This window comes from Uniformispora flossi (genome assembly GCF_049534875.1).
In the GTDB taxonomy this organism is placed as follows: Bacteria; Actinomycetota; Actinomycetes; order Streptomycetales; family Streptomycetaceae; genus Yinghuangia; species Yinghuangia aomiensis.
Window position 1 is genome coordinate 21,723 of record NZ_JBMULZ010000008.1, and the last position, 25,576, is coordinate 47,298.

At 71.5% G+C, this 25,576-nt stretch carries 22 protein-coding genes, 1 pseudogene and 2 riboswitches; of the genes and pseudogenes, 12 read left to right on the forward strand and 11 right to left on the reverse strand.

Features of this window, described 5'->3' with window-relative positions:
* Window positions 1-18: 18 nt before the first annotated feature.
* Window positions 19-1,251, forward strand: a complete 1,233-nt coding sequence (locus ACPA54_RS19095) for a L,D-transpeptidase (RefSeq protein ID WP_423531346.1) — start codon at window positions 19-21, stop codon at window positions 1,249-1,251.
* 58 nt (window positions 1,252-1,309) lie between these two features.
* Here the strand turns inward: ACPA54_RS19095 and ACPA54_RS19100 are convergent, their stop codons facing one another.
* The 6 genes from ACPA54_RS19100 to ctaE all read right to left on the reverse strand — a co-directional run bounded on the left by ACPA54_RS19100 (window position 1,310) and on the right by ctaE (window position 6,961).
* A complete protein-coding gene (locus ACPA54_RS19100; protein WP_423531348.1) occupies window positions 1,310-1,852 on the reverse strand; it encodes a hypothetical protein in 543 nt (180 codons plus the stop codon).
* Between the two features lie 204 nt (window positions 1,853-2,056).
* Entirely contained in the window at window positions 2,057-2,635 is a 579-nt protein-coding gene (locus ACPA54_RS19105; RefSeq protein WP_423531350.1) for an RNA polymerase sigma factor, read from the reverse strand.
* 145 nt (window positions 2,636-2,780) lie between these two features.
* Window positions 2,781-4,415 (reverse strand): cytochrome bc1 complex cytochrome b subunit, encoded by a 1,635-nt coding sequence (qcrB, locus tag ACPA54_RS19110; protein ID WP_345674585.1) that lies wholly within the window; start codon window positions 4,413-4,415, stop codon window positions 2,781-2,783.
* Window positions 4,415-5,458, reverse strand: coding sequence for a cytochrome bc1 complex Rieske iron-sulfur subunit (gene qcrA / locus ACPA54_RS19115; RefSeq protein WP_423531353.1), 1,044 nt, complete (start codon window positions 5,456-5,458; stop codon window positions 4,415-4,417). Before qcrA ends, qcrB begins: the two co-directional genes overlap by 1 nt.
* 14 nt (window positions 5,459-5,472) lie before the next feature.
* On the reverse strand, window positions 5,473-6,276 hold the full coding sequence (qcrC, locus tag ACPA54_RS19120) for a cytochrome bc1 complex diheme cytochrome c subunit (RefSeq protein ID WP_345674583.1): 804 nt from the start codon (window positions 6,274-6,276) through the stop codon (window positions 5,473-5,475).
* 64 nt (window positions 6,277-6,340) lie between these two features.
* Complete coding sequence (gene ctaE / locus ACPA54_RS19125; protein WP_345674582.1) at window positions 6,341-6,961, reverse strand: aa3-type cytochrome oxidase subunit III; 621 nt, start codon at window positions 6,959-6,961, stop codon at window positions 6,341-6,343.
* A gap of 386 nt (window positions 6,962-7,347) precedes the next feature.
* Between ctaE and ACPA54_RS19130 the strand changes: the two genes are divergently transcribed.
* The 4 genes from ACPA54_RS19130 to ACPA54_RS19145 all read left to right on the forward strand — a co-directional run bounded on the left by ACPA54_RS19130 (window position 7,348) and on the right by ACPA54_RS19145 (window position 11,188).
* Window positions 7,348-7,758 (forward strand): hypothetical protein, encoded by a 411-nt coding sequence (locus ACPA54_RS19130; RefSeq protein ID WP_423531356.1) that lies wholly within the window; start codon window positions 7,348-7,350, stop codon window positions 7,756-7,758.
* A gap of 131 nt (window positions 7,759-7,889) precedes the next feature.
* On the forward strand, window positions 7,890-8,309 hold the full coding sequence (locus tag ACPA54_RS19135) for a response regulator (protein ID WP_345674580.1): 420 nt from the start codon (window positions 7,890-7,892) through the stop codon (window positions 8,307-8,309).
* 126 nt (window positions 8,310-8,435) lie between these two features.
* Window positions 8,436-9,518, forward strand: coding sequence for an anthranilate phosphoribosyltransferase (gene trpD, locus ACPA54_RS19140; protein WP_423531358.1), 1,083 nt, complete (start codon window positions 8,436-8,438; stop codon window positions 9,516-9,518).
* Between the two features lie 95 nt (window positions 9,519-9,613).
* Window positions 9,614-9,728: riboswitch (SAM riboswitch) on the forward strand.
* Between the two features lie 47 nt (window positions 9,729-9,775).
* Window positions 9,776-11,188, forward strand: coding sequence for an aminotransferase class V-fold PLP-dependent enzyme (locus tag ACPA54_RS19145; RefSeq protein ID WP_423531360.1), 1,413 nt, complete (start codon window positions 9,776-9,778; stop codon window positions 11,186-11,188).
* Between the two features lie 59 nt (window positions 11,189-11,247).
* Here ACPA54_RS19145 and ACPA54_RS19150 read toward each other — a convergent pair whose 3' ends face one another.
* Genes ACPA54_RS19150 through ACPA54_RS19160 form a run of 3 tightly spaced genes read right to left on the reverse strand, consistent with a single transcriptional unit; the run spans window position 11,248 to window position 13,246 of the window.
* A complete protein-coding gene (locus tag ACPA54_RS19150) occupies window positions 11,248-11,535 on the reverse strand; it encodes an Lrp/AsnC family transcriptional regulator (protein WP_345674577.1) in 288 nt (95 codons plus the stop codon).
* A 38-nt stretch (window positions 11,536-11,573) separates the two neighbouring features.
* Window positions 11,574-12,440, reverse strand: coding sequence for a rhomboid family intramembrane serine protease (locus ACPA54_RS19155; protein ID WP_423531361.1), 867 nt, complete (start codon window positions 12,438-12,440; stop codon window positions 11,574-11,576).
* 59 nt (window positions 12,441-12,499) lie between these two features.
* Window positions 12,500-13,246 carry an exonuclease domain-containing protein gene (locus ACPA54_RS19160; RefSeq protein ID WP_423531363.1) on the reverse strand — a complete coding sequence of 249 codons (747 nt, stop codon included), beginning with the start codon at window positions 13,244-13,246 and terminating at the stop codon, window positions 12,500-12,502.
* 137 nt (window positions 13,247-13,383) lie between these two features.
* Here ACPA54_RS19160 and ACPA54_RS19165 point away from each other — a divergent pair, with 137 nt between their 5' ends.
* The 5 genes and pseudogenes from ACPA54_RS19165 to ACPA54_RS19185 form a co-directional block, all read left to right on the forward strand.
* Window positions 13,384-13,629: a hypothetical protein gene (locus ACPA54_RS19165; RefSeq protein WP_345674574.1), complete on the forward strand. Its 246-nt coding sequence runs from the start codon at window positions 13,384-13,386 to the stop codon at window positions 13,627-13,629.
* A gap of 254 nt (window positions 13,630-13,883) precedes the next feature.
* Window positions 13,884-15,482 carry an NYN domain-containing protein gene (locus ACPA54_RS19170; RefSeq protein WP_423531365.1) on the forward strand — a complete coding sequence of 533 codons (1,599 nt, stop codon included), beginning with the start codon at window positions 13,884-13,886 and terminating at the stop codon, window positions 15,480-15,482.
* A 680-nt stretch (window positions 15,483-16,162) separates the two neighbouring features.
* Window positions 16,163-16,320: riboswitch (cyclic di-AMP (ydaO/yuaA leader) on the forward strand.
* An 11-nt stretch (window positions 16,321-16,331) separates the two neighbouring features.
* Complete coding sequence (locus tag ACPA54_RS19175; RefSeq protein WP_423531367.1) at window positions 16,332-17,411, forward strand: C40 family peptidase; 1,080 nt, start codon at window positions 16,332-16,334, stop codon at window positions 17,409-17,411.
* Window positions 17,412-17,501: 90 nt separating this feature from the next.
* Window positions 17,502-18,905: a gluzincin family metallopeptidase gene (locus tag ACPA54_RS19180; RefSeq protein ID WP_423531369.1), complete on the forward strand. Its 1,404-nt coding sequence runs from the start codon at window positions 17,502-17,504 to the stop codon at window positions 18,903-18,905.
* A gap of 312 nt (window positions 18,906-19,217) precedes the next feature.
* Window positions 19,218-20,195 (forward strand): annotated as a pseudogene (locus ACPA54_RS19185) (M48 family metallopeptidase); the annotation flags it as partial.
* Here the strand turns inward: ACPA54_RS19185 and ACPA54_RS19190 are convergent.
* Window positions 20,176-21,474 carry a glycosyltransferase 87 family protein gene (locus ACPA54_RS19190; RefSeq protein WP_423531371.1) on the reverse strand — a complete coding sequence of 433 codons (1,299 nt, stop codon included), beginning with the start codon at window positions 21,472-21,474 and terminating at the stop codon, window positions 20,176-20,178. The pseudogene ACPA54_RS19185 and the gene ACPA54_RS19190 overlap by 20 nt on opposite strands.
* Before the next feature lie 34 nt (window positions 21,475-21,508).
* On the opposite strand from ACPA54_RS19190, the gene ACPA54_RS19195 reads away from it, so the two are divergent.
* The gene (locus tag ACPA54_RS19195; RefSeq protein ID WP_423531373.1) at window positions 21,509-22,675 is read left to right on the forward strand and encodes a glycosyltransferase family 4 protein; all 1,167 of its coding nucleotides are present in this window, start codon (window positions 21,509-21,511) and stop codon (window positions 22,673-22,675) included.
* Between the two features lie 27 nt (window positions 22,676-22,702).
* On the opposite strand, the gene ACPA54_RS19200 is transcribed toward ACPA54_RS19195, so the two are convergent.
* Window positions 22,703-24,505, reverse strand: a complete 1,803-nt coding sequence (locus ACPA54_RS19200) for an AMP-dependent synthetase/ligase (protein WP_423531375.1) — start codon at window positions 24,503-24,505, stop codon at window positions 22,703-22,705.
* Between the two features lie 205 nt (window positions 24,506-24,710).
* On the opposite strand from ACPA54_RS19200, the gene ACPA54_RS19205 reads away from it, so the two are divergent.
* Window positions 24,711-25,481, forward strand: coding sequence for a metallophosphoesterase family protein (locus tag ACPA54_RS19205; RefSeq protein WP_423531377.1), 771 nt, complete (start codon window positions 24,711-24,713; stop codon window positions 25,479-25,481).
* Window positions 25,482-25,576 lie beyond the last annotated feature (95 nt).

The window sequence follows — 25,576 nt, forward strand, 5'->3', positions numbered from 1 at the left end:
CCCCGTGGGAGGTCCACGATGCGCAGGACGAAGGGCGGCCCACCCGCCCACGCGATAGCCGCCACCGCACTTGCCGCGGCCGCGGCCCTGGTGCTCGCCTCGTGCGGGTCGGGCGACGAGCCTGCGCCCAAGCCGACCGTCAGCACCGCCCGCCTCGGCATGACCCCCGGGGACGGCGCCGACGCGGTCGCCCCGGACAAGCCCGTCACGATCACGGTGGCCGGCGGCATCGTGGCGACCGCCACGGTCACCGCCGAGGACGGCTCGACGGTGACCGGCGCCTACCAGCCCGGCGGAGCCACCTGGACCACGACGGCGCCGCTCAAGTACGGCACCAAGTACACGGTCCAGGCCACCGGCGTGGACGCCCACGGGCTGCCGAGCCGCGGCACCGAGACCTTCACGACCCTCACCCCACAGAGCCTGGTGGCGGCCTCCAAGGTCACCCCCGGCAAGGGCGACACGGTCGGCGTCGGGATGCCGATCAGCATCGAGCTGGACCACGCCGTCGACGACCCCGCGGTCCGCGCGGCCGTCGAACGGCGGCTCTCCGTCAGCGCCTCGGTGCCGATCGAGGGCGCGTGGGGGTGGGTGGACGCCAAGACCGTCCGCTTCCGGCCCAAGGACTACTGGCCCGCCGGGACCAAGGTGAGCGTGTCCGGGAACCTGTACGGCGTGTCGTTCGGCAACGGCGCCTACGGCGCGGCCGGGACCACCACCGACTTCACCGTCGGCTCGGCGCTCGTCGCCACGGTGGACTCCGCGGCGCACGAGATGACCGTCGTGAAGGACGGCGAAGTCGTGCGCACGGTGCCGGTGACCACCGGCAAGCCCGGCTTCACCACGCGGGCCGGGACCAAGGTCATCCTCGACAAGGAAGAACACGTGCTGATGGACGGCACGACCGTCGGCATCGCCGAAGGCAGCTCGGACGCGTACCGCTTGGACGTGTACTGGGCCACCCGGGTGACGTGGAGCGGCGAGTACCTGCACGCCGCGCCGTGGTCGGTCTCCTCGCAGGGCAGCGAGAACGTGAGCCACGGTTGCGTGGGCATGAGCACCGACAACGCGAAGTGGTTCTTCGGGATCTCGAACGTCGGCGACGTGGTCAAGGTCGTCAACACGGGCAGCGACAAGACGATGGAACTGAGCGGCAACGGCTACGGCGAGTGGAACTACTCGTGGGACGAGTGGCTCAAGACCAGCACCGTCGGCACGGTGACGACGGGAGCGCTCCCGGCGGCCGCGTGAGCCGGTTGGCGACGCCGCGGCCCCGTCCCTCGCAGGAGGGACGGGGCCGCGGCGCGTGTCAGGGGGCGGTCGGGAGGCCCTCGGGAGACTTCGTGGGGGTGACCGTGCCGACAGGGGTGGGCGCAGCGCCTGCGGGGGAGTCGTCGGCGCAGGCGGTGGCTGGGGAGCCGAGCGGGATCCCCGGCGGCAGCGACGCCATCGTGGGCGGGGCGGCCTTCGTGGGGGTGGAGGTCGGACTCGGCGGCGTGGACGAGGGCGGCGCGGAGGCCGAGGACAGCGAGGGCTTCGGTCCGTCGGGGAAGGTGGCCGGTGAGGACGCACCGGGCGACGGCTTGGACTCCGGCGCGCACCAGGTGACGGAAGAGGGCGTCGGGCTGCCTGGAGTCACGTGCGCGGCCCCGCGGTCGGGGCCCGCGGCCCACGCGAGGCTCGCCGCGGTGGCGGCGACGCCGGCCACCACGGCGGTGCCGACCGCGATCCGCGTGCGCCGCCGCAACCGCGCACCGCGGGCCCGGGTTTCGTGCGCGGGGGAGAGGACGACGGCGCGGTCGACGTCGTCGACGAGACCGCGCAACCGGCGGTCGAGGTCGTCATCGGACATGGCGGTCTCCGGAGAGTCGGGCGGCGGGCGGACGGGCTGGGTGGGAGCGGTCGGCGGTCCGGGGCTGGTGGACGGCGGGGCGTGGCCACGGGTGGAGGCGTGGGGGCGGTTCGGGCTCGAGCTTGAGGCCGCCTCCGTGTCGCGCACCGGCGCGCGTGCCCGGACCCGAGGCCTGCGGGCTGCCCGGGGACACCCGTGGCGGCCTCACAGCGTCGTCCCGGCGCCGTTGCGGGGCGCAACCGCCACCGGCGGTGGGACGGTGTCCGCCAGGTGTTCGGCGAGGGCCTTGCGGGCGCGGGTGAGGCGGGTGCGGAGGGCGCCGGGCGTGCAGCCGAGTTCGCGGGCGACGGTTTCGGCGGGGAGGTCGTACAGGTGGAACAGGACGAGCACGCGGCGTTGGTCCTTGGGGAGCTTCTGGAGGGCGGCGACCAAGGCGACGTGGTCGGGGCCGAGTCCCGGGGCGGCGTCGGGTGCGCCATGGCGCCGGTGGGCGCGCAGGCGGTTGCGGGCCTTGCGCCACGCGCTGACCGCGAGGCGCTGGGCGACCACCCGGACCCACGCGGCCGGGTCGCCGCCCGCCACCACCGACGGCCACTTCGCCCACGCTCGCGCGTACGCCTCGTGTACGGCGTCCTCGGCGTCCGCCAGGTTGCCGGTCAGCGCGTACACCACCGCCACCAGGCGGCGGGCCGTCGCCGCGTAGAAGGCATCGAAATCGGCCTGCGGGTCGTTGCGTTCCCGCGACGGCGGGGCCGATCCGGCGCCGTCGGCGTGCTCCTGCATGCGGTCCCTGCCCCCTCGGCGATCCGTTGTCGTCGTATGCACGTGCGGGGGAGGGGGAGTGTTACATGCCAAAAGCCCGAGGGCCCCGCCGGATTCCGGCGGGGCCCTCGGGTCTGCTGATGTGGCGTCAGCGCGGTGGGGTTACTCAGTGATGGCCGTGGCCGCTGGTGATCTCCCGGTATTCCTCGGCGGTCGGCTTCTCGATCTGCTCCGAGAAGTACCAGCGCGACAGGCGCACCCGCAGCTTCTCGCCGACCTTGAGCTTGCGCGCAACGCCGTTCTCGTCGACGGCCGGCGGCAGCTCCGCGGGGGTGTGCTGCTCGTGCGCGGTGAGCACGTGCAGCTTCTCCGCGTCGAGCGGCTCGTGGACCTCGATGAACTCGCCGTGCGGCAGCTTCTTGATGACACCGGTCTCGCGGCCGTGCAGCACCTTGTCGCGGTCCCGGCGCTGGAGCGCCATCGCGATCCGGCGCGCCACCACGAAGGCGACGACCGGGGCGACGAAGAACAGCACGCGCATCGTCCACGTGATCGAGTTGATCGACAGGTGGAAGTGCGTGGCGATGATGTCGTTGCCACCACCGATCCACAGCACCGCGTACATCGCGATCCACGCCGCACCGAGGCCGGTGCGCACCGGCACGTTGCGCGGCCGGTCGAGGATGTGGTGCTCGCGCTTGTCGCCGGTCACCCAGGCTTCCAGCCACGGGTAGGCGGCGATGAACGTGAACATCACACCCGGCACCACGAGGGACGGGATCAGCACGTTCCAGCTGATCGTGTGGCCCCAGAGGTTGGTCTCCCAGTTCGGCATGATGCGCAGGGAGCCTTCGAGGAAGCCGATATACCAGTCGGGCTGGGAGCCCGCGGTGATCTGCCCCGGGTTGTATGGACCGTACGACCAGATCGGGTTGATCTGCACCAGGCCGCCGAGCAGCGCCGTGATGCCGAAGACCACGAAGAAGAAGCCGCCCGCCTTCGCGGTGTAGACCGGCAGCAGCGGCAGGCCGACCACGTTCTTGTTGGTGCGGCCGGCACCCGGGAACTGCGTGTGCTTCTGGTAGAAGACCAGGATCAGGTGGACCGTCACCAGGCCGACCATGATGGCCGGGACCAGCAGCACGTGGATGGTGAACAGCCGCGGCACGATGTCGTGGCCGGGGAACTGCCCGCCGAACAGGAAGAACTGCAGGTAGGTGCCGACCAGCGGGATCGCCAGGACCACGCCTTCCGCGATGCGCAGACCCGTACCGGACAGCAGGTCGTCCGGGAGCGAGTAGCCGGTGAAGCCGTTCACCATCGCGAGAACCAGCAGCAGGAAGCCGAACAGCCAGTTCATTTCACGCGGCTTGCGGAACGCGCCGGTGAAGAAGATGCGGAACATGTGGACGAAGAGGGCCGACACGAAGATCAGCGCCGCCCAGTGGTGGATCTGGCGGATCGCCAGGCCACCCCGGATGTCGAAGCTGATGTCCAGGGTCGACGCGTATGCCTCGGACATGTGAATGCCCTGCAGCGGGACGTACGACCCGGCGTAGACGACCTCTTCCATGCTGGGCTTGAAGAACAGCGTCAGCCAGACGCCGGTCAGCAGCAGGATGATGAAGCTGTAGAGCGCAACCTCACCCAGCATGAAGGACCAGTGGTCCGGGAAGACCTTGCGCAGGTTCTTCTTCGCGGCGCCGTAGATGCCCAGGCGCTCGTCGAAGTAGTCCACGGTCTTGGTGGCGGCGTTGTCCGGGATCTCCTCGGACGCCGCGCTGCTTGCGTGCACAGCCATCAGCCACGCTCCCAGAAGCTCGGGCCGACCGGCTCGGCGAAGTCACCGACGGCTTCGAGGAAGCCGGTGCGTTCGTTGACCGTGATCTTCAGCTGCGGCAGCGAACGCGCGGCCGGGCCGAAGACCACCGCACCGTCGTCGGCGAGGTCGAAGGTCGACTGGTGGCACGGGCAGAGCAGGTGGTGCGTCTGCTGCTCGTACAGGCCGATCGGGCAGCCCACGTGGGTGCAGATCTTCGAGTACGCCACGATGCCGTTGTACGACCACTCGAGCTGCTTCTTGGACTTGATCTCGTCCGGCTCGAGGCGCACCAGGAGGATGGCGGCCTTGCCCATCTCCTCCAGGTACTCGTGGTTGTCCTGGTCGAGACCCTCCGGCTTGCCCATGACGAGCGAGCCCTTGGTGATGTGCTCCGGACGGAGCGGCTTGCCGGTGTTCTCGTTGATGATCGTCGTGAGGCCGCTCTTGCCGTGCCGGCCCCAGAAGGTGTGGCGCAGCGCCACGCCCGGCAGCGGGCCGAGGTCGCGCAGCAGCACCACGCCGGACAGCGGGACCAGCGCCATGGCGCCGATCATCGTCCGGCGGATCAGCGGCCGACGGCCGATGACCGAGTCCGCGGCACCCTGCTGGAATTCGCGGATGGCCGCCTCGCGGTCCTCCGGGGAGGACTTCAGCTCGTGGCGCTCCTGGACGATCTCCTCGTCCGTCATCAGCGTGCGCGCCCAGTGGATCGCGCCGGCGCCGATGCAGAACAACGCGACACCGAGCGTGCAGCCCAGGGCCAGGTTGAGGGCGCCCACCTTCCCGAAGAAGAAGATGTCGATGATCTTGTACTTGTCGATGCTCACGTACGAGGCGATGAAGCCCGCAGTGGCCAGCATCGAGATCACGAACAGCAACGACACCTGGCGCTCGGCGCGCTTGGCGGCCTTCTCGTCGATGTCGGTGCGCCGCGGCTCGTGCGCCGGGAGGCCCGGGTCGGCGAACGGGTCGAGAGCCGCGGCCGAGGCGTGCGTGGCCTCCGGCAGCTTGTCCTCTGACATGTCCTGGTGGCTACTCACTTGTTCCTGGCCTTGGGGGTACGGGCGGCGATCCAGATGGCGGCGGCGATCACGATGCCGAGCCCGAACGTCCACACGAACAGACCTTCGGAGACCGGGCCGAGGCGGCCGAGACCGAGGCCGCCCGGGTTCGGCTCGTCCTTCGTCACGCCGGTGATGTAGGTGACGATGTCCTTCTTCTGCTCCGGCGGCATGATCTGGTCGTTGAAGGACGGCATGTTCTGCGGGCCGGTCAGCATGGCCTCGTAGATGTGCTTGGGGTCGACGTCCTTCAGCGGCGGAGCGAACTTGCCCTCGGGCAGCGCGCCGCCCTCACCGGAGAAGTTGTGGCACTGCGAGCAGTTGGTGCGGAAAAGCTCGCCGCCCGCGGGGACGTTCCCGTTGAGCGCGTACTCTTCCGGCTTCGGCACCGCCGGGCCCGCGCCCAGCGACGCGATGAACGCGCCGATCTGGTCGGACTGGGCCTGGGTGTACGCAGTGGGCTTGCGGACGGCCTGGGGGCCCTGCTGCTGCAGCGGCATGCGGCCGGTCATGACCTGGAAGTCGACCGAAGCAGCACCCACGCCCACCAGGGACGGGCCGTCGCTCGTGCCCTGGCCGTTGAGGCCGTGGCAGCTGGAACAGCCGCTCAGGTACAGCTTCTTGCCCTCTTCGACGGCGATCGAGGAAGGGGCGTCCTCGGCCTGCGCCGACTTGGCGGGCGCGAACGCGGCGTACAGCCCCCCGGTCGCCGCGAGCGCGAAGAGTAGGACGACGATCGCCGCCAGGGGGTGGCGCCGTCGTGCGGAGAGCTTCTTCACCAAAAACCTCGGTTGGGTTCGTCGTTCTAGTCGGTCGGACCGGCGGGCCCGGAAACGCCTACGTCTACTTGATGAGGTAGATCGTGGCGAACAGCCCGATCCACACCACGTCGACGAAGTGCCAGTAGTACGAGACGACGATCGCGCTCGTGGCCTGCTGGTGCGTGAACCGCTTGGCCGCATACGTCCGCCCGAGAACGAGCAGGAACGCGATGAGGCCGCCGGTCACGTGCATGCCGTGGAAGCCGGTCGTCATGTAGAAGACCGAGCCGTAGGCGGCCGACGAGAGCGTCAGGCCTTCCTTGACCAGCTCGGTGTACTCGTACACCTGGCCACCGATGAAGATCGCGCCCATGATGAACGTGATCACGAACCACATGCGCAGCTTCTTGACATCGCCGCGTTCGGCCGCGAAGACGCCCAGCTGGCAGGTCAGGGAGGAGAGCACCAGGATCGTGGTGTTCACCGACGAGAACGGGACGTTCAAGAGCGAGCTGCTCTGATCCCATACCTCGGGTCCCTGGACCGATCGGATCGTGAAGTACATCGCGAACAGGGCCGCGAAGAACATCAGCTCCGACGCCAACCAGACGATCGTGCCGATGCTGACCAAGTTGGGGCGGTCGACCGCCCCGTGGGGCGCATGCCCGGTTTCTACTGCTGTTGCTGTCGCCACGGCCGCCATTATTGCGGTCGCCGGATCTGCCCGCGCTTCGGGGGGCATCCTTCGCTGAACGTGTCTGACGGCGGGTGCTGTTCCCGGGCGGCGAGATTCGTCCGAACGGGTGGCGAAGCCCTCCCTATAAGAGCGACGTCGTCCCCTGGTCGGGCGCGGTTCCGGCCGGCAGCGGGCGCCGGAACCGCAGGTCCGGGGGGTCCGCGCGGGAATTCCTTGATCCGTTCCGAGATCGTTCGCCGGCAATTCGGCGCGTCGAGTTGACGGAGTGTGCGAGGGCGTCGGCAAATCCGTCGGTCACGCTGGGTGAATCTCGATCGAGTGAATCCCGCATCGGCACCGCCAGGGTTCGCCCGAACGAGGGAGGCGGGTGCCGAGGCCGGTAGCGTCGCGGCATGGGCATGGCAGGAATCGGGCGGATGTTCCGCCGCCGGCGCGTGGACGCCGCAACCCCGCTCGTCGACGACGGCACGCTCGTCGTGGTCGGCGAGAGCTTCGACCCGGCGCGCGCGGACTCGGCGGTGCTCGCGGACCTGGCCGAAAAGGGCGTACGGGTCGAAGGCCGCGAACTGATCCTCCGTCACGTCCTGCGGCTGCCGGACGCCGCCGCGGCCGGCGAGGCGGCCCGCCTGCTGGCCCCGGACGGCTGGGCGCTCGCGCCCGGCCCGGACGGGACGACGCACGCCGACCGGCAGCAGAAGGTCACCGCCCTCGAACTCGCGCGCGAACGCACCCGCATGGCCGGCCTCGCCCAGCGGCTCGGGGGGGACGCGGAAGGGTGGCGGCTGCTCGGCCCGCCGTCCTGATGTCGATCACGTGCTTGGAGTCCGTGATCCGCGAGGGGTAGCATCCGCGGTGTTGTAACGCGGATCACAGCGGGACCGCATCCGGGCTCCGGGCGGCGGACGCCGGCGGACGACGACCAGGGCAGGTGGCTATGGCGCACAGCGGCGACACCATGACCGTCCTCGTGTACAGCGACGACCGCAACACTCGGCAGAAGGTCATGCTCGCGCTCGGCCGGCGCCCCGCGGCGGACGTGCCGCGGCTGGAGTACTACGAGTGCGCGACCGAACCCGCGGTCATCGCCCGGATGGACAAGGGCGGCTACGACTTGGTGGTCCTCGACGGCGAGGCCGCGCCCGCCGGCGGGATGGGCATCTGCCGCCAGCTCAAGGACGAGGTCTACAACTGCCCGCCGGTGCTCGTGCTGGTCGGCCGCCCGCAGGACGCGTGGCTGGCGACCTGGTGCCGCGCCGACGCGGTGGTGTCGCACCCGCTCGACCCGGTCACCCTCGCGGCGTCCGCGGCGGGCCTGCTGCGGACCCGTGCCGCGGCCCGCACGCGCGCTTCCTGACCGGCCGACGCGCCTCGGGCATGTCCGAGGCGCGCGCCGACCATCCTGCGGACACGCCGGAATGCGCTTGCCGCGCGCGGCTACGCTGAGTCCGACCTGATCGGACACGTCACGCGGGAGCGGACCATGAGCGCCTCGGCCTCGGCAGCGGTGAAGAGCACCAACCCCGGGCAGGGCCGGTCCTGGCCGGACGTTCTCACGGCGCTGATGCACGGCGAGGACCTCGACGCGCCGACCACCGCCTGGGCGATGGACCGCATCATGTCGGGCGAGGCGACGCCGGTGCAGATCGCCGGGTTCGTCGTGGCACTGCGCGCCAAGGGCGAGACCGTCGACGAGGTCACCGGCCTCGTCGACGCGATGTACGGGCACGCGGTCACCATCGAGGTGCCCGGTCCGATCGTCGACATCGTCGGCACCGGCGGCGACCGGGCCCGGACCGTCAACATCTCCACGATGTCCGCGATCGTGGTCGCCGGGACCGGCGCCACGGTCGTCAAGCACGGCAACCGGTCGGCGTCCTCCGCGAGCGGCGCCGCCGACGTCCTCGAAGCCCTCGGCGTGCGGCTGGACCTGACGCCCGAGCAGGTGGTGCGCACCGCCGTCGACGCCGGGGTCACGCTGTGCTTCGCGCAGCGCTTCCACCCGTCGCTGCGGCACGCGGCGCAGGCTCGCAGCGAACTCGGCGTGCAGACGACGTTCAACATCCTGGGCCCGCTGACCAACCCGGCGCGCGCTCCGCACGCCGCGGTCGGGGTGGCGGACCCGCGCATGGCGCCGCTGATGGCGGGTGTGTTCGCCCGGCGCGGCGCGTCGGCGCTGGTGTTCCGCGGCGACGACGGCCTCGACGAGCTGACCATCACCACCACGTCCAAGGTGTGGATCGCCCGCGACGGCGAGGTCCGCGAAGACCGGGTCGACCCGCGCGACTTCGGCATCGCGCAGGTGCCGATCGAGGCGCTGCGCGGCGGCGACGCGGCGCACAACGCCGGGGTCGTGCGGCAGCTGCTCGCGGGTGAGCGCGGCCCCGTCCGGGATGCCGTGCTGCTCAACTCCGCGGCGGCGCTGGCCGCCCTGCACCCGGCCGACGACACGCCGCTCGCCGATCGGCTCGCGGACGGCATCGCCCGCGCGGCGGACGCCATCGATTCGGGCAAGGCCCAAGCGGCGCTCGACCGGTGGGTCGAGACCACGCGCTCCTTCGACTGAACCCCGTTCCACACGCCGGTATCGGCCGTCTCGCGATGCGGGACGGCCGATATCCGTGTTGAGCCGCAGCCGCTGATGCGGTAATAATCCTTCCAGGTCACGAGTGACAGCGTTTTGGCCCCGGCTTGCTGTCCGGCAACCCTCCTCCGCGGCGGGGTGCCCCGGGTGATGACCAGGCCGGACGCAGCAGCGCTCCGGCAAGCGCGGACCCTCTCGACGCACTGGCATTCCGGGGTCCTCGACCCTGGAGGCTCGCCATGTCCGCTGTCGCTTTCGTTGCCGAATCTTCCGTTTTCTCCGCTTCGGTCGACGGTGTGCTGCCCGTGCCGCTGCCGGTCGTCGGGCGCGACGTGCGGGTCCCGCTGGTCACCGGCGGCGACGCCGAATACGCGGCCCTCGACTACGCGGCCAGCGCGCCGTGTCTCCAGCGGGTGTGGGACGACGTGGCCGCCTACCTGCCGTACTACGGCAGCGTGCACCGCGGTGCCGGCTACCTGTCGCAGCTGTCCACGGACCTGTACGAGCAGAGCCGCGCCACCGTCGCCGGCTACCTGGACGCCCGCGCCGACGATGTCGTGCTGTTCACCCGCGGCACCACCGACTCCCTCAACCTGCTCGCCGCCGCGCTCCCGGCCGGCACCCGGGTGTTCGTGTTCGAGACCGAGCACCACGCGGCGCTGCTGCCGTGGCGCCGCACCGCCGACGTCACCCAGCTGCCCGCGCCCGGCAGCCACGCCGAAGCGGTCGCCGCGCTGGACGCCGCCCTCGCCGCGAGCGACCCGGGCACGCCGCGGCTGGTGTGCGTGACCGGCGCGTCCAACGTCACCGGCGAGCTGTTCCCGGTCGCCGAACTCGCCGCCACCGCGCACCGGCACGGCGCGCGCATCGTGCTGGACGCCGCGCAGCTCGCGCCGCACCACAAGGTGTCGCTCGCCGGGCTCGACGTGGACTGGGTCGCCTTTTCCGGGCACAAGCTGTACGCGCCGTTCGGCGCGGGCGTGCTGGCCGGGCGCGGCGACTGGCTCGCGGAGGCCGAGCCGTACCTGGCGGGCGGCGGCGCGAGCAAGACCGTGACCGCGGACGCCGTGGAGTGGAACGGCGGTTCGGCCCGGCACGAGGCCGGTTCGCCGAACGTCGTCGGTGCCTACGCGATCGCGTCGGCGTGCCGCGCGCTCGACGAGGCCGGCCTGGAGGCGCTCGCCGCGCGCGAGGAAGCGCTGCTGGCGCGGCTGCGCGCGGGGCTCGCGGACATTCCGGAGGTGCGCACGCTCGACCTGTTCGGTCCCGAGTCGGCGCGCGTCTCGGTGCTGTCGTTCGTGGTGGAGGGGTGGAACAGCTCGCGGTTCGCCGCCGCACTGTCCGCGGAGTACGGCATCGGCGTCCGCGACGGCCTGTTCTGCGCGCACCCGCTGGTGCGCAAGCTCCTCGGCGGCCGCTCGGACGCGCCCACCGAGTGCGGTGCGCCGGACGCGCCCGCGGGGGAGCAGAACCTCAACGCGATCCGGGTGAGCTTCGGAGCGGGTACGCCGGAGGAGCACCTCGACCGGTTCGTCGCCGCGGTGCGCGAACTGGTCGCGCGTGGGGCGCGGTGGACGTACCGCACGGACGGCGGGCGCTGCGTGCCCGAGGCCGACCCGCGGGGCCCGGTGTCCGCGGCGGCGCTGGGCTGAAATCCGGGCGCCGCCGGGCCGGTCGGCCGGGTTGGGTCGGTCGGGTTGGGCCGGTCGGGCTAGAAGCCGTCGTCGAGACCGATGGCGAAGGCCGCTTCCAGGTCGTGCTTGGAGTAGGTGCGGAACGCGATGTGCGTTTCGGTGTGCACGACGCCCGGCACCTTGTTCAGGCGCCCCGGGATGACGTCCGCCAGTTCGTCGTGCTCGCGCACCCGCACCATCGCGACCAGGTCGAACTCGCCGGTCACCGAGTACACCTCGCTGACGCCGTCGATCGCGGCGATCGCCTCGGCGATCTCCGGAATGCGGTCGACGCCTGCCTTGACGTGCACGATCGCGGTGATCACAGCGGCGGCCTCTCGTGGGACGGAACGGGAGTACGAGCCTACCGGGGCGGATCACCCGGCCGGATGACCGGCGCGGCAGGCAGGGTGGGCGCCCCCGCGAACGAGCTTTCGTGCACGACCGGGACGCGTTTGCCGCGGTCGGGATGCCGGTCGCGGTGGTACAGCGCCCACGCATAGCAGAAACCCGCGGCGAAGCCGACCAGGTGCGCGGCATAGGCCACGTTGCCTTCGCCGTTCACACCGATGCCCCGGAAGTACAGCCACTGCAGCACGAAGTAGAAGCCCAGCACGAGCCACGCCGGGAACCGCAGCGGAAGGAAGAGGAGCAGCGGCACCAGGCTCGTGACGCGCGCCTTCGGATAGAGATAGAGGTAGGCGCCGAGTACTGCGGACACCGCGCCGGACGCGCCCACCAGCGGCTGGTGCGAGCCGGGATTGAGTAACGCGAAGCCGTACGTGGCGAGATATCCGGCCACCAGATAGAAGATCGCGAAGTGCGCCCGCCCCATCCGGTCTTCGACGTTGTTGCCGAAGACGTAGAGATAGAGCATGTTGCCGATGAGGTGCACCCAGCCGCCGTGCATGAACATCGCGAACAACACCGTCAGTGCCGGGATCTTGTCCGGATCCGCGCCGTCCCGGCAGGTGATCGGGCCGTGGTCGGTGGAGACGGTCGTGGGCGGGGCGACGATGCGTCCGTCGCCGACGAGTTCGCTCGGCACCGCGCCGTACTCGTAGTAGTAGCGGCTCTCCGCACACACCTGCGCCTCGGGGCTGCCGAACCGGGCGCCGCCGAACCCGGACAGCGGGCTCATGAGGAAGATCAGGGCGTTCAGTGCGATCAGCGCGTAGGTGACCACCGGGGTCCGGCGGGCCGGAAGCTGGTCGTGCACAGGGATGAGCATGAGCCTATCGTCAGGTATTGATAGGTATTGCCCTGTTATGCCCCGGCGGGGGAAGGGGCTCAGACCAGGCCAGGTTCACCCGGATGGCCGGTGCATTGGAGCAGACCCGACAGATCGTGCACGCCCGCGCGCCGCAACCGGTCGATCAGCGCCCGCAGGATGTGCGCCGTCGCACGCGCGTCGCCGATCGCCCGGTGGTCGGCGGGCGACGGAGCCTCGAAGAGGCGTGCCAGCGTGCCGAGTTTGTAGCTGCCCACTTCGCCGCGCGACACCAGCGTGCGGGCCAGCTCCAAGGTGTCCACCACGACCAAATGCGGCCACGGCTCCCCGCACGACGCGCAGGCCGCCCGCAGGAAGCCCACGTCGAACGGCGCGTTGTGGGCGACCAACACCGCGTCCCGGGCGAACTCCCGGAACGCGGGCAGCACGTGCTTCAGCGGCGGGGCCCCGGTGACCATCGCGTCGGATATCCCGGTCAGCGACGTGATGAACGCCGGGACCGGCACGCCGGGCGCGACCAGCGTCGCGAACTCGGCCAGCACGTCCCCGCCGCGCAGCCGCACCGCGGCGATCTCGGTGATCCGGTCCGACTCCGGGTCCAGCCCCGTCGTCTCCAGGTCCACCACCACGAACACCTGGCGTTCGAGCGGCGCGTCGGGATCCCACCCGGCGGACGTTTTTCGCACCGGGCGCGCCGGAACGGTAACCTCCCGCGCGGGCCCGCCGGACCACGGCGGCGCCGCATCACGCGACCCGGGCAGCGACACGGACTGCGGCACGAAGGGGTCGGGCACCTGGCTGCTCATGCCTCGGACGGTACGGATCCGCCCTGACACGGGCGCAGGCACCCCTCCCGAACGACGCGCCGGTCCGGCCGCGCGGGATGATGGTGTGCGAGACCCCGATTGGGATCAGACCCGATTCAGATCTGAGAGGAACGTGCATGTCGGTCCCGGCCCCCACCGAGGCGACCCGGTGGCGCTGCTCGCTGTGCGGCAACCTGACGAGGTTCGACGTGACCCGGACGACCCGGGCGGTGGAATTCGTCCACCTCGACCTGGCGGGTGAGCCCCGGGTCGACGAGCGCGAGGTGCTCGAGGACACGATCGAGTCCGTGCGCTGCCGGTGGTGCAACGCCACCGACTCCGTGCAGCTGGTCCCGCGGCCGGGAACCGACGAGAAGAGCTGATCCCGACCGGACCGGTGCCGGGCGCTCCGGCTTGTGCATCGGTTCGGCATCGGCACGGGGAGGCGTGTCCGCCCGCGATGGCGGGCACGCCATGATCAGGAGCACGTTCGAGCCGACCCGGGGCGGGGAGACCGGGCGGAGACGCAACCGGAGGACCAGTGGGCGAGTCGGACACACGCGCGGACTACACAGCCCGCCCCTCCGCCGAGCCCTGGCCCGCCGCCGATGTCACCCCGCCGGGCCACGGTGGGGGCATGCACTCCGCACCCAACGGCGCAGCCCGGCCGCCGCATGCCGCCGCGCCGTCGGCCGAGGCTCCGGGGTACGCGAGCGGAGGCCGCGCGGCTGCCGAGGCAGCCCCCGGCGGCCACGACGGCGGTCCCCGGCACGGGCGTTCCGGTGCGCAAGGTGCGGAGCCCACTCCGACTCCCGATGCGGCTCGCGGCGCCGACGCGGCCGAGACCGGCGGCCCGGAGCCCCGGTCCGCTGCCAAGGCCTCCGGCGGTCCGGGCCCCGACGGCTCCCGCGGATCGCGTTCCGAGGCGGAAGCCCCCCACGGCCCCCTTCCCGACGGTGTCCGACAGCGGGTCATCGCGTTGGCCGCGGACGGCCTCGGGGCCATGCCGCCCGACGAGATCCCCGTCCCGCTGCGGCAGTTCGCGCGGTTCACCCCCAGCAGGCGCGCCAAGCTGGCCGCCACCCCGCTGGCGGGCGTGCTCGAGAACGACCCCGTCTTCCGGCAGCGGATAGCGGAACGCCTGCGCCGCGCGCTGCCCGACCTCGCCGCCGCGCTGGAATCCGGGCGGCCCCCGGCCGCCGCCGACCCGCTCGACGTCGCCGCCGCCGCGTACCTGCTACGGCCGCCCGGGTGGGTCACCCTGCTCGACACCGCCGGCCAAGCCGCCGAGAAGGCGGCACACGACCGGGCCGGCGCCGAACAGGCCGCCGTCGTCGCGCGTCTGGAATCCGAACTGGCCGCCCTGCGCGCGTCCACGAAGTCCGAGCACGACAAGGTCCGCGCCGAACTCGACGAGGCCCGCAAGGAGACCGAGCAACTGCGCCGCCAAGTCCGGGGCCTGCAAGGCGCCGCGAAGCACGCCGAGAAAGAGGCCAAGCACGCGAAGTCCGAACTGGACGCGGTACGCGCCGAAGCCCAGGCCTCGGTGGCCGCCGCGGACAAGGAGGCCCGGCGGCTGCGCGGCCGGGTGTCCGAGGCCGAGTCGGCGCTGGAAGCCAGCCGCCGCGCCGCGCGTGAAGGCCGCAGCATGGAGGACACCCGGGTCCGCCTGCTCCTCGACACCGTGCTCGAAGCCGCCCAGGGCCTGCGCCGCGAACTCGCGCTGCCGCCGGTCGGCATCCGGCCCGCGGACACCGTCGACGCGGTCGAGCCCGAGGCATCCGGTACGAAAGACATTGCCCAGCGTGCTTTGGAAGGCGACGACCCGGCACTTCTTGATCAACTCCTTGCATTGCCGCAGGCGCATTTGGTCATCGACGGCTACAACGTGACCAAGACCGGTTATCCCTCGCTCGCATTGTCCGAGCAGCGGGTGCGCCTGCTCGGCGGACTCGCGGTGATCGCCGCGCAGACCGGCTGCGAGATCACCTGCGTTTTCGACGGCGCACAGCTCGACGCGCCGGTGCTGCTCGCCCCGCCGCGCGGCGTCCGGGTGCGGTTCAGCAAGGCCGGCGAGACGGCGGACGAATTGATCCGCCGCCTGGTCCGCGCCGAGCCGCCGGGCCGCCCGGTGGTCGTGGTGTCGTCCGACCGCGAGGTCGCGGACGGCGTGCGCCGGGCGGGCGCGCGGCCGGTGCCCTCGACGATGCTGCTGCGCCGGCTCGCCCGCGGCTGACCCCGCCCCCGCGGGCGCCCCTCCGCCCGCGGATTGCCGCCCGAACGTGGTCGACCTGTGACGTTGTGTCGGTCACCCTCCCTACCGTGGGTGCGGAAGGTGCTTTTCGGAACGCAACGGGAGGGGTGGCCGACCATGCGGATCTGCTGCCGTACGTGCCGTGCCCGCGGACCGGCGTGCGGAGAATGCGTTATATCGACATTTCTTCGCACGCCCGAGGAAAAGTCGGACTTTTCGCACGTTTCTTCGGAATCCGACGGCGGCTGCCCGCGCCCGCCACGCGGAAATACATCCGGTTTCGACCGGTGTGTCGACCTTGACGAAGAATCCCTGGACGCCCTCGCGGTGCTCGCCGACGCGGGCCTGAGCCCTCCGCTCCGGTACCGGGACCGCCGCCCGAAACGACGCTCCGGCAGTCGGGAAAACCGCACGTCCGACGGCGTTTCGGGGGCTCGTGGAGAGTCCGGGGCCGGGGTTTCCGGGCCTTCCGGAACACACCCGAATGCGTCCGGAAAATATGAACAGATGGTCGCCTTGTGATCACCATCCGTGGATCTCGCCGAGTTAATCCCGGGAGATCCGGTAAAACTTTGCGGATTGATTTGAATACGGGCTTGCGCAGTCACTAATGTCTCGGGCTGGGTGACCGCCGAGTCGTCTGCCTTGACCGGGGCGGGCAGCGGACACCCCCGCCGAATCCGGCGAGGTCTCTTCCGGACCGACCCGGAGCCGGGGAACCACCATTCCCTGGGGTGAATCGGCGCGGTCCGCCGCGCTGTAGGGCCCACTTCCGGCCCGAACCCGTCAGCTCACCCGGTAGGCGGCGACGGAAGAAGGAGTCCGCCCCTCGTGGCGTCCCACCGACGGCCCAAGAAACCTGGCAAAGCGCGCGTCGGCGTCATCACCGCCGCCGCCGCGACCGCGGTAGCCCTGTCCCCGGGAATGAGCCACGCCGACCCGGCACCGTCCAAGGACCAGGTCAAGGCGCAGATCAACGACCTTCAGCACCAGGCGGAGATCGCCACCGAGGAGCTGAACGGTTTCCAGGAGAAGACCGAGCGGCTGCAGGGCCAGGTCGGGCAGATCCAGGAGCGCATCGCCCAGGAGCAGTCGGACCTCATCTCGCTGCAGGACAGCATGGGCGCGGTCGCCAGCGCGCAGTACAAGAACGCGGGCATCGACCCGACGATCGCGCTGCTGCTGTCCGAGAAGCCCGACGACTACCTGCGCAAGGCGTCGCAGCTCGACCAGATCACGGCGCACCAGGCCGACTCGATCCAGGCGATCCAGGCCAAGAAGCGCTCGCTCGACCAGGAGCGCAGCGAGGCGTCGCAGAAGCTCGGCGAGCTGGAGCAGACCCGCAAGAGCCTCACGACCAAGAAGTCCGAGGTCGAGGAGAAGCTGCAGAAGGCGCAGCAGCTCCTCAACACGCTGAGCGAGGCCGAGCGCGCCGCGATGCTCGCGGACGACGGCCACGGCGACGACGCCCGCGCGTCGCGCGACGACTCCCGCGCGCCGAGCACGCCGACGGCCAAGGCGACGCAGAAGGAAACGCCGCCGGCCAACATCCCGGCGGTCAGCGGCCGGGCCGGCGCGGCGATCGCCGCGGCCTACGCCCAGATCGGCAAGCCGTACGTGTACGGCGCCACCGGCCCCAGCTCCTTCGACTGCTCGGGCCTCACCGGCTGGGCCTGGCGCCAGGCCGGCGTCTCGCTGCCGCGCACCTCGCAGGGCCAGGCCGGGATCGGCCCGAACATCCCCAAGAGCCAGGTGCAGCCGGGCGACCTGATCATCTACTACAGCGGCTACTCGCACGTCGCGATCTACATCGGCAACGGGCAGATCATCCACGCGCCGAAGCCGGGCACCAACGTGCGCGTCGCGCCGTGGGACTCGATGCAGATCACCAAGATCGTCCGCCCCTCCTGACCCGTGCGGCCGACCGGTTCGCCGGTCGGCCGTTCCCTCGTCCGCCGGACTCGGCAGGTGCGGCCCCCGCCGGTCTCGTACGATCGGTCCGTGGACGACCGGAGCCTGTGGCTGCGACGGATCCCGCGGTGGCTCCTGGTACTCGTGGCGGTGACCGCCGCGATCCTGATAGGCGTCACCCTGGGACTCGTCGGCATGGGCCCGGGCCGCGGAACGGCCCACCCGCCCGCCGCCCCGGCCGCGCCGAGCGTGCCGGCCCAGGCCGAAGCCCGCGGTGCGGGGCACCCGGCCGGGCAGGAGGAACGGGCCGACGCCCGCCGCAACGACGTCGGGCATCTGCTCGACCGCCGGGCCGCCGCGATACGTGCGCACGACCGCGCCGCGTTCCTGGCCACGGTCGATCCGCGCGCCACGCAGTTCCGGGACCGCCAGGCGGCCCTCTTCGACAATCTGGCACAGGTGCCGCTGGCGTCGTGGGATTACCAGGTCGTGGCGCCCGATGTGTTCACCCTGACCCCGGCGCGGCAGGCGGAGCTGGGCGCCGACCAGACGTACGCCGCGCAGGTCGATCTGACGTACCGCCTCGCGGACCTGGACGGCACGCCGATGCGCAGCCCGCAGTACCAGACCTTCGTCAAGCGCGACAACGCCTGGTACGTCGCGGCCGACACCGACGGCGCCGCCGCCGACCTCACCTCGGGCGTCAGCCTGTGGGACCTGGGCCCGGTGACGGTGCTCAAGAGCGGCGCGGGGATCGTGCTCGGCATCGGCAACAAGAACGACCTCAAGGCCTACCAGCACGACATCGAGACCGCGGTGCCCGACGTGACCAAGGTCTGGGGCAGCTCTTGGGCGAGCAACTCCGTCGTCGTGGTGCCCGCGGACGAGGCGCAGATGGCGCGCCTGCTGGGGGCCGAGCCGCAGAAGTACGCGCGCATCGCCGCGGTGACCACCGGCGAGCGCGGCGCGGCGGCGGGTGCGGCGCCCGCGGACCGGGTCATCGTCAATCCGGAGGCGTTCCGCGAGCTGGGCGCCGTCGAGCGGCGCGTCGTCATGACGCACGAGATCACCCACGTGGCCAGCCGGGCGTACACCCGCAACTGGACGCCGACGTGGCTGTCCGAGGGCTTCGCCGACTACATCGGCTACCTGGACTCCGGGCAGCCGGTCCGGAACGCCGCGCCGGAGCTGCGGCGCGACGTGCGGGACGGCAAGATCCCGACCGGGCTGCCGACCGACGAGCAGTTCGAGACCACGCAGGACGAGCTGCCGCAGGCCTACGAGATGGGCTGGCTGGCGTGCCGCATGATCGCCGAGCGGTGGGGCCAGGACAAACTGGTCGCGTTCTACCGCGCGGTCGGCGAGCCCGCGCCGGACGGCGCGAAGGTCGACCAGGACAGCCGCTTGTCCGGCGCGATGGTGTCGGTGCTGGGCATGGGGCCGGACGAGTTCACCAAGACGTGGGTGCAGTACCTGCGGATGCAGCTGAAGTGACGTGCCGAGTGACCGGTGCCGAGACCGGTGCGGGGACCTGCTCGACGACCTGCTCGACGACCTGCGGGGTGACCCTGACGTGAGGATGCCCGGGGGAGGGAAGCGATGAGCGGGCAGCGGATCCTGGTGGTCTGCCTTGCCGTCACCGCGGTGGTGCTGCTGGTGGCGCTCGTCGTCACCACGCCGTGGCGGCCGCTGCCGAGCGTGCCGGGCGGCGCGGTGCATCCCGACGCGGCGCGGGACTTCTCCGCGGCGGAGATCGCCCGCGGACAGGCGTTGGCACGCGAGGCGCGGCCGCCCGCTTACCTGTCGATGGCCGCGTCGCTGGTGGCCACGCTGCTGCTCGGGCTGACCCCGCTGGGCGCCCGGATCGTCACGGGCGTGGCCCGCCCCTTCGGCGGCGGATGGGTGTGGCAGGTCGTGGTCGGCGGGCTCGTGCTGCTGCTGATCGGCCGGGCGGTGGCGCTGCCGTTCGACCTGCGCCTGGAATCCGTGCGCCGCCGCCACGGGCTGTCGGTGCAGACGTGGGGCGGGTGGTGGCTCGACGCCGCGAAGGGCTTCGCGATGTCGGCGGGCGTCCTGCTGGCCGTGCTGGTGGCGCTGTTCGCGCTGCTGCGGCACTGGCCGCGCGCCGCGTGGCCGATCGCCGCCGGGGCGGGCGCGCTGCTCGTGGTGGCGATGTCGTTCCTGTACCCGCTGCTGGTCGAGCCCGCGTTCAACCGCTTCCACTCCATGCCCGAGGGCGAACTGCGCACCTCGCTCCTGCAATTGGCGGAGAAGGACGGCGTGCCGGTGCAGGACGTCCTGGTCGCCGACGCGTCCCGCCGTACGACCGCGCTCAACGCCTATGTCTCCGGCTTCGGTTCGACCCGGCGCATCGTGGTCTACGACACGACGTTGCAGTCCGCCACGCCGCGCGAGATCGAACTCGTCGCCGCCCACGAACTCGGGCACGCCAAACGCCACGACGTCCTCTACGGCACCCTCATCGGCGCCGCGGGCGCCGCCGCGGGCCTGTGCCTGACCGGGCTGCTCATGGGCCGGCGTCCGCTGCTGCGCCGGGCAGGCGCGGACGCGGCCGCCGACCCGCGCGCGCTCGCGCTGCTGCTGGCCGTGGTGGCGGTGATCGCGACGTTGTCCGGGCCGGTGCAGATGCTGGTCAGCCGCCGTATGGAAGCGCGTGCCGACGTGCACGCGCTCGACCTGACCCGCGACCCCGACGGCTTCATCGCGATGCAGAAGCGGCTCGCGCTGGCGAACCGCTCCAACCTCACACCGAATCCGGTTCTGCAGATCCTGTTCGGGTCGCATCCGGCGACGGCTGAGCGGATCGCGCTGGCGCGGGACTGGGCAAAGCTGCATGGGGTTCCGGAGGGGGCCACGCCGCCGCGCTGAGCCCCGCCGGCCGGGCCGCGCGCCACAGCCGCATCGCCGACCACACGGCGGCGACGACCAGCAGGAAGTTCCGCAGCATCAGCACCGCGACCGCTTCCGGTTCGCCCGCCATCACCCAGCCGAACCACATCGGGAACTCCCATGTGGTGAACGGCACCGCGAGCAGGATCAGCGCGGCCACCGGCCGCTGCGTGGTCTCCCGGCGGGTCAGGCACACCGCGGCCAGGCCGACCAGCCACACCATGTACTGCGGGCTGAGGACCCGGCTGGTCACCACGAACAGCAGGACCGCGGTGAGCGCCGCGTCGTACGGCGTCGCCTCGGTCCACCTGCGTGCCTTGACCCGCCACAGCAGCAGCCACGCGAACGACAGCGCGCTCGCGATCAGGCTGAGCGTGGAGAGGAGGCCGACGTACGGGCCGAGGAACTCGATCGACCCGTAGTTGAACTCGACCCGGCCCGACCAGCCGTGCAACCGGGCGATGTGCAGCGGCATCGCGAACACCGACTCGATCTCGATGCCGCGGTCGCGCTGCGCGGTGAGGAAGTCGAACGCCCCGGGCATCGCCGCGGCGAAGCCGAACACCACGACGGCACCGCCGAACAGCGTCCAGACCACCGCGTCACGGGTGCGGCGGCCGCGCGGCGTGCCGAGCAGCAGCAGGACCGGCCACACCTTCACCGCCGCGGCGACGCCGGCGAGCACGCCCGCGGTGCGGGTGCGTGTGGTCAGCAGCATGAGCGCGGCGACCGCGAGGGCGGTGACGAACAGGTCGTACCGGGACAGGATCGTCGGCCCCAGCAGCGGAACGCCGACGACCCACAGCATGGCGCCGTAGGCGGACTTGCCGCGCAGAAGGAACGCGAACGCGACCGCGTCGGCGACGACCATCAGCACGAAGAACGCATGCGTGTACGACCACCAGGACATCAGCCCCGGCAGCATCAGCACGCCCGCCGCGCCCGGCGGGTACTGCCACATCGTGTCGTCGACCGGGAACGTGCCGGTCTTGAGGACTTCGAACCACGAGAAGTAGGTGATCGACACGTCCTGCGTGACGATCGGATACGGGTTGTAGAGCACGCCGAGCGTGACCAGCAGCAGCCAGGCGCGCGACACCGCCCAAGCGGCGACGATGCTCCACTTGATCTCGCGGGCCATCTTGCGGGCCATGCTCTCCTCGGTCGCGTGAAATCATCGGGTCCTGATGGAACTGACGGAAACTGTGCGCACCACCCGGACCCTGATCGTCACGAACGACTTCCCGCCGCGTCCGGGCGGCATCCAGTCGTTCGTCCATTCGATGGCGTTGCGCCTGCCGCGGGACAGTGTGGTGGTCTACACGTCGTCCTGGAAAGACAACCGGGAAGTCCGGGTGTTCGACGCCGCCCAGCCGTTCCCCGTGGTGCGCGCCGCCACGCACATGATGGTGCCCAATCCTCGGGTGTTCGGCCGCGCAAAGGACATCGCACGCGCGGAAAAGTGCGACGCCGTGTGGTTCGGCGCCGCGGCGCCGCTCGGGCTGATGGGTGTCGGGCTCCGTGCGGCAGGGGCCGCGCGGCTGGTGGCGACCACGCACGGGCACGAAGCCGGGTGGGCGCAACTGCCGGTGGCGCGGCGGCTGCTGCGGCGGATCGGCGACAGTGTCGACACGCTGACGTACCTCGGCGACTACACGCGGTCGAAGATCGCCCCGGTGCTGGCGCCGGACGCGGCCGCGCGCATGGTGCAGTTGCCGCCCGGCGTCGACGAGACGGTGTTCCGGCCCGGCGTGGGCGGGGCCGAGGTGCGGGAACGCCTCGGGCTGGCCGGCCGTCCGGTCGTGGTGTGCGTGTCGCGGCTGGTCAAGCGCAAAGGCCAGGATGTGCTCGTCCAGGCCATGCCGGAGATCCTGCGCGCGGTTCCGGACGCGGCGCTGCTGATCGTGGGCGACGGGCCGTACCGCGGCGACCTGGAGAAGCTGGTCGACCGCGTCGGGGTGCGCAAGGCGGTGACGTTCACCGGCCCGGTGCCCTGGTCGGAGCTGCCCGCGCACCACGAGGCCGGCGATGTGTTCGCGATGCCGTGCCGGACCCGCCGCGGCGGGTTGGACGTCGAAGGCCTCGGCATCGTCTACCTGGAGGCGTCCGCGACCGGCCGCCCGGTGGTCGCCGGGCGTTCCGGCGGCGCGCCGGACGCGGTGCTGGACGGCGAGACCGGGTACGTCGTGGACGGACGCTCCCCGGAGCAGGTGGCCCGCCGGGTGAGCGAGCTGCTGCTCGACCCGGTGGCCGCGAAAGCGATGGGCGAACGCGGCCGCCGGTGGGTCGAGGAGGCGTGGCGGTGGGACCTGCTGGCCGGACGGCTGCGCGGGCTCCTGGGATATCCGGAGTAGTTCCCCGGCGCCGTGCGGCACGGCGGTTCAGCTGTAGATACCCTCGACGTCTTCCGCGAAGTCCTTCATGACCAGGTTGCGCTTGAGCTTGAGCGACGGCGTCAGGTGGCCGCTCTCCTCGGTGAAGTTGATCGCGAGGATGCGGAACTTCTTGACGCCCTCGGCACGCGACACGGCCTTGTTGCCCTCGTCGATTGCTTCCTGCACCGAGGCGACCAGGTCCGGGTCGTCGGCCAGTTCGGCGACGGTCGCGCCGGCGGGCTTGCCGTGCAGCTCCTTCCAGCGCGGGAAGGTCTCCGGGTCGATCGTCACCAGCGCGGCGACGAACGGGCGGGCGTCGCCGACCACCATGGCCTCGCTGATCAGCGAGTGCGCGCGGATGCGGTCCTCGATGACCGCCGGGGCGACGTTCTTGCCGCCCGCGGTCACCAGGATCTCCTTCTTGCGGCCGGTCACCGTCAGGTAGCCGTCGTCGTCGAGCTGCCCGAGGTCGCCGGTGCGGAACCAGCCGTCCTCGAACGCGTCCGCCGAGGCCGCCTCGTTGTGCCAGTAGCCGCCGAAGACGTTGACGCCCTTCAGCAGGATCTCGCCGTCGTCGGCGATCTTCACCGCGGAGTCCGGGATCGGGATGCCCACCGAGCCGACCCGCACCGCGGTCGTCGGGTTGAGCGTGGTGGCCGCGGTCGACTCGGTGAGGCCGTAGCCCTCCAGGATGGTCAGGCCGATGCCGCGGTAGAAGTGGCCGAGCCGGGCACCGAGCGGCGCGCCGCCGGACACCGAGAACTCGCAGCGGCCGCCGAGCGCGGCGCGGAGCTTGCCGTAGACGAGCTTGTCGAACATCGCGTGCTTGACGCGCAGGCCGAAGCCCGGGCCGCTCTTGTCGAGCGACTCGCTGTACGCGATCGCGGTGTCCACGGCCTTGTGGAAGATCTTGCCCTTGCCGTCCGCCTCGGCCTTCGCCGTCGCGGTGTTGTAGACCTTCTCGAACACGCGCGGCACGGCCAGCACGAACGTCGGCTTGAACTCGGCGAGTTCGCCGGTGAGCTGGCGGATGTCCGGACAGTGCCCGGTGCGCACCCGGGCCTGCATGCAGATGACGTGCAGTTCGCGGCCGAGCACGTGGGCCAGCGGCAGGAACAGCAGGCACGACGGGTCCTCGACGCTGAACAGGTCGTCCAGCAGCGCGATCAGGTTGGTGGACGCGCCGTAGAAGTTGCGGTGCGTCAGGATGCAGCCCTTGGGGCGCCCGGTCGTACCCGACGTGTAGATCAGCGTCGCCGGCGACTCGCCGGTCAGCGTCGCGCAGCGGTCCTCCACCGCGGAATCCGGCAGCTCCACGCCCGCCGCCGCCAGCGCGGCCTCCGCCGCCGGGCCGTCGCCCTCGTCCATCCGCCACACGTGCGCGAGGTCCGGCACCCGCTCGCGCACCGACGCGACCGTCGCCTCGTGCTGCGCCGACTCGACGATGCAGCCGACCGCGCCCGAGTCGGTGAGGATCCACTCGACCTGCTCGGCGGACGACGTCTCGTAGATCGGCACGGTGATCGCGCCCGCGCACCAGATCGCGAAGTCGAACAGGCACCACTCGTAGCGGGTCCGCGACATCAGGGCCACCCGGTCGCCGGGCTCGATGCCGGACGCGATGAGGCCCTTCGCCGCCGCGTACACCTGCGCGAGGAACTCCACCGACGTGACGTCCTGCCACCGGCCGTCCACCTTGCGGGCGAGCACCGCGGCCTGCGGGGCCTCGGCCGCGTTCGTCCGGAGGATGTCGGTCAGGTTGCCGTCGGCGGGTACCTCGGCCAGGGCGGGGACGCTGAACTCGCGCACGGACTGCTCCTTGTTGGCGGGTTGCCAGTGGTCGGGCAGACGTTACTGGCAAGTAGGGTCGGAGTGACAGGGGTCTTTCCGATCCTGTGCGGTGTGTCACCCCGGTGGTCCCGGCCTCGCCGCGCGTTTCGTCTTTCCGTGCTCCCGAGAGTAGGGCACCCGACGCGCGTCCCGGCCGTCCGGCGCCCGCCGGTACGCTGCGAGGATGCGGGTCCATGTGGTGAGCGACGTACACGGCGAGGCCGAAGCACTCGCCCGGGCGGGGGACGGCGCCGACGCGCTCGTGTGCCTGGGCGACCTCATCCTGTTCATCGACTACCACGACCTGACCCAGGGGATCTTCCCCGAGCTCTTCGGCCGCGACAACGCCGAGCACCTGGTCGGCCTGCGCACCGCGCGGCGCTTCGACGAGGCCCGGACCTTCTCCCGCGCGCTGTGGGCGTCGCTCGACAGCGACCCGCAGGAAGCCATCGAGCGCGCGGTGCGCCGCCAGTACAGCGACCTGTTCGCGGCGTTCCCCGACCCCACCTATCTGACGTACGGCAACGTCGACCTCCCCGCGCTGTGGAAGGACTACGTGCGGGACGGCGTCACCGTCCTCGACGGGCAGACCGCGGACATCGGCGGACGCCGCTTCGGCTTCGTCGGCGGCGGGCTGCGCACGCCGATGCACACGCCGTACGAGATCTCCGACGAGGACTACGCGGCCAAGGTCGCCGCGCTCGGCGAGGTCGACGTGCTCTGCTGCCACATTCCGCCGGCCGTGCCCGAACTGACGTACGACGTGGTCGCGCGCCGCTTCGAACGTGGCAGCGAAGCCGTCCTGGAGGCCATCCGGGCGACCCAGCCGGACTACATGCTGTTCGGACACGTGCACCAGCCGCTCGCCCGCCGGATGCGGATCGGGAAGACCGAGTGCATCAATGTGGGGCACTTCCAGGCCACCGGGCGGCCGTTCGCACTCGCCTGGGACTGACGCCGCGCGGGGCCGCGGCGTACCCCGGCCCCGCGCCGCGCGGGCGGCCGCCGCCACAGGACAAGCTCGGCGCAGTAGGCTGCGGACGGAAACCG